Below are 2,827 nucleotides of genomic sequence, written 5' to 3'. Positions count from 1 at the left end.
AAGTAGTACTGGACGACGTTGGTGTCCTTCATGCCGTACGGGATGATCGTGTCCTGGATGACGTTGCCGGCATAGCCGATGAACTGATCGTAAGCCGATTCGTCCTTACCGACGCGCAGGCCGCCGAGCTGGATCCAGGCGAAGCTCAGCTTAGGAGTAGACGTGGGGCCGCCATTCGAGAAGTCGAATTTGGTCTCGGTATAGGTCTTCAACGTGCCAAGCTCGGTTTCCTGGCCGGTCCAGGTCTTCAGCGTGAAGCGGGCGTTCTTCTTCCAAGTGTTCTGCGAGTCGCCGTCCTCGTGATCGGTGGCCATGCGGCCATCGAACGAGCCGACGTCGCCGAAGCCGGCGTCATAGCGGACATAGCCGCCGATGCGCAGGCAGGTCTCGGTGCCGGGGATGTAGAAGTAACCCGCGCCATAGACGTCGCAGATCTTGACGTATTCGGCCGGTTCCGGCTCGGCGACGGTGACCGCGTCGGCGGCACGGGCGCCCGAAACTGCGATCAGCGCCGCAGCGGAGCCGAGAAGAAGGCTCTTGATGTTCATTTTCTTGAATCTCCAGTCAAAGGTTCAAGACAGGCTCGGCATGCCATCCGGCTTTTTTGCCACCCCGTCCCCATCGTTGAAAAAGCCGCGCATCGGCGCCGCTTCTTCGCCTTCGACATGGCCCAACTGGCTGTCGTTCACAACAGTGTTTGTGTTCGAAAACCGGCTTTTGGACTCTTATGAAAGTCTTGTTGCGCAAATATCACGTCACATATTTGAAAGAATGGCACATATTGCACAACGTATACGTTCTAAAAGGATATTTTACCTGACAGGTGTCCCAGATGTGCCATTTGTTACAGTTTTGTGACGAAGGAACAGCCGGCTAAAATTCTAGAAAATAGTTGAGCCAGAGGCGAGGAGCCACGCTGCAGACTCAGGCCCGGGACAAGCTGCGCGCGGCGCGAACCACATCCTCGATCATGTCCTCACGCAGCATTTCGATGGGGATGCGGCCATCCAGTTCGGCGGAAGGGCGGGTCAGCCAGAACCAGGCCAACCTCGGATTGGTGATCGCCGCCAACACCTCGCTTATGCCCGGGGCCGGCCTGCCGTCGACGAACTGGGCGAGCGGGAAGACGTGTTTGCGGCCGCCCTTGCGAAGGGCGATGACCTCGCCCCGCCTTTGCCAGCGATGCAGCGTCGAACGCGGGATGCGGAATCTTTCTTCCAGGTAGGTCGACCCGGCAACCTCGCCGGCCCAGTCTTCGATGAGCATCGACTGGAGCTCGGAGGCTCGCTCGGCCAAAGGCGGGGGGACAGGCTTGGCAGGCCCGATTGTCGGGCCTTCGCCCACGGTCTCGGCGCCTGCCTGGTCTGCCCGCACGATTTTTTCCGCCATCGCACGGAAAAACGCGGACGTCAGCTCGGTCCAGCCACCCTTGAAGGAGGTGATTGCGAGCCGTTGCGTCTGAGACAGGAAGGGAAGGGCGGCGGCAACGCTGCCTGCAATCGCGCTGGCGGAGGCCAGGGCTTCCGCGTCCAGCAGAATGCCATGCCGCATCAATGCCTGTTGCACCGCCTCGGCCACCAGGCCGGCCAAGGCCTCCTGCGAAATCCCTTCAGGCGGATTCTGAAATCTGGTCATGCGTCTGTCTTGCGTGCCGCGCTCTCCTCCCCCTGGCCGCGGCTGGTTTTTGAACGGCTACAACGGAAAGCGGCAATCGCAATGGCGACAGATGCAGCGACCGTGAAGGTTGCTGTCTTGCATTTTCTTTGACACCCCAACTGTTGCGGGCATCCCGAGATGTCAGTCGCGGAAAGGCCCCACATCGGCTGTAGGAGCGCTCTATGACAGGCGTGCGACAGGCAGCGCTTCTTCCTTCTCCCCTTGTGGGGTGAGCAGCCGGTTCGCGAAGCGAATTCATCGTGCCTGTGGCACGATGAAAGGCCAGCGAACGCCGGGACGCTGCGAAGCAGCGGGGCCCCGGCCGGGGTGGATCGGCGCGCAGCGCCGAGACGGATGAGGGGTATTGGAAGAAACGAGGCGCGGCACAACTGTCACCGAGGACGGATGTGGATGAACGTGTCCACCAAGCTGGAACACCCCTCATCCGTCGCCTTCGGCGACACCTTCTCCCACAACAAGGGGAGAAGGGAAAGGCGTCGCTACAGCAGCCCCGCCTGCTCCGCTTCGCGGCGCAGGTTCTGCCGGGGCCGCGGGCCGATCTGCTGGATCACCAAGCCGGCCGCCAGCGAGCCGAGGTCGCCGCAATCCTTGAGGCTGCGTCCGGTCGTGTAGCCATAGAGAAAGCCGGCGGCGTAGAGGTCGCCGGCGCCGGTCGTGTCGACCAGTTCCTTGATCGCCGTCGCCTTGATGGGGACGGTCTCGTCGCCGCGCACGATCACCGAGCCCTTTTCCGAGCGGGTGACGGCGGCGATCTTGCAGTCCTTGCGAATGGCGGCGAGAGCGTCCTCGAAGGAAGCGGTCTGGTAGAGCGACCTGATCTCGTGGCTGTTGGCGAAAACGATATCGACCGTGCCCGAACGCATCAGCTCGAGGAACTCGTCGCGGTAGCGGTCGACACAGAAGGAATCCGACAGCGTCATCGATACTTCGCGGCCTGCGGCGTGCGCCAGCTTCGCGGTCTGCCGGATCGCCTCCTTGGCGCGCGGCGGATCCCACAGATAGCCCTCGAAATAGGTAACCTTGGCGCCGGCGGCCTTGTCGGCTTCGACGTCTTCCGGTCCGAGCTCGATACACGCACCGAGATAGGTGTTCATCGAGCGCTCGCCGTCCGGCGTGACGAAGATCATCGAGCGCTCGATGAACACCTATC

General features: G+C 61.9%; 2 protein-coding genes and 1 pseudogene. All 3 read right to left on the bottom strand.

Annotated features, from left to right (window positions below; all coding sequences use genetic code 11):
* Positions 1-548: porin (locus EOA38_RS32585; RefSeq protein WP_145966180.1), on the bottom strand; the 548-nt coding region annotated here is incomplete at its 3' end.
* 376 nt (positions 549-924) lie between these two features.
* A complete protein-coding gene (locus EOA38_RS32580; protein WP_348627545.1) occupies positions 925-1,590 on the bottom strand; it encodes a hypothetical protein in 666 nt (221 codons plus the stop codon).
* 566 nt (positions 1,591-2,156) lie between these two features.
* Positions 2,157-2,810: pseudogene (locus EOA38_RS32575) on the bottom strand (adenosine kinase); the annotation flags it as partial.
* Between the last annotated feature and the right edge of the window lie 17 nt (positions 2,811-2,827).

This window comes from Mesorhizobium sp. M1E.F.Ca.ET.041.01.1.1 (genome assembly GCF_003997355.1).
GTDB lineage: Bacteria > Pseudomonadota > Alphaproteobacteria > Rhizobiales > Rhizobiaceae > Mesorhizobium.
Note: the sequence above shows the minus strand (reverse complement) of the source record. Positions and strands in the feature narration are given on the sequence as shown.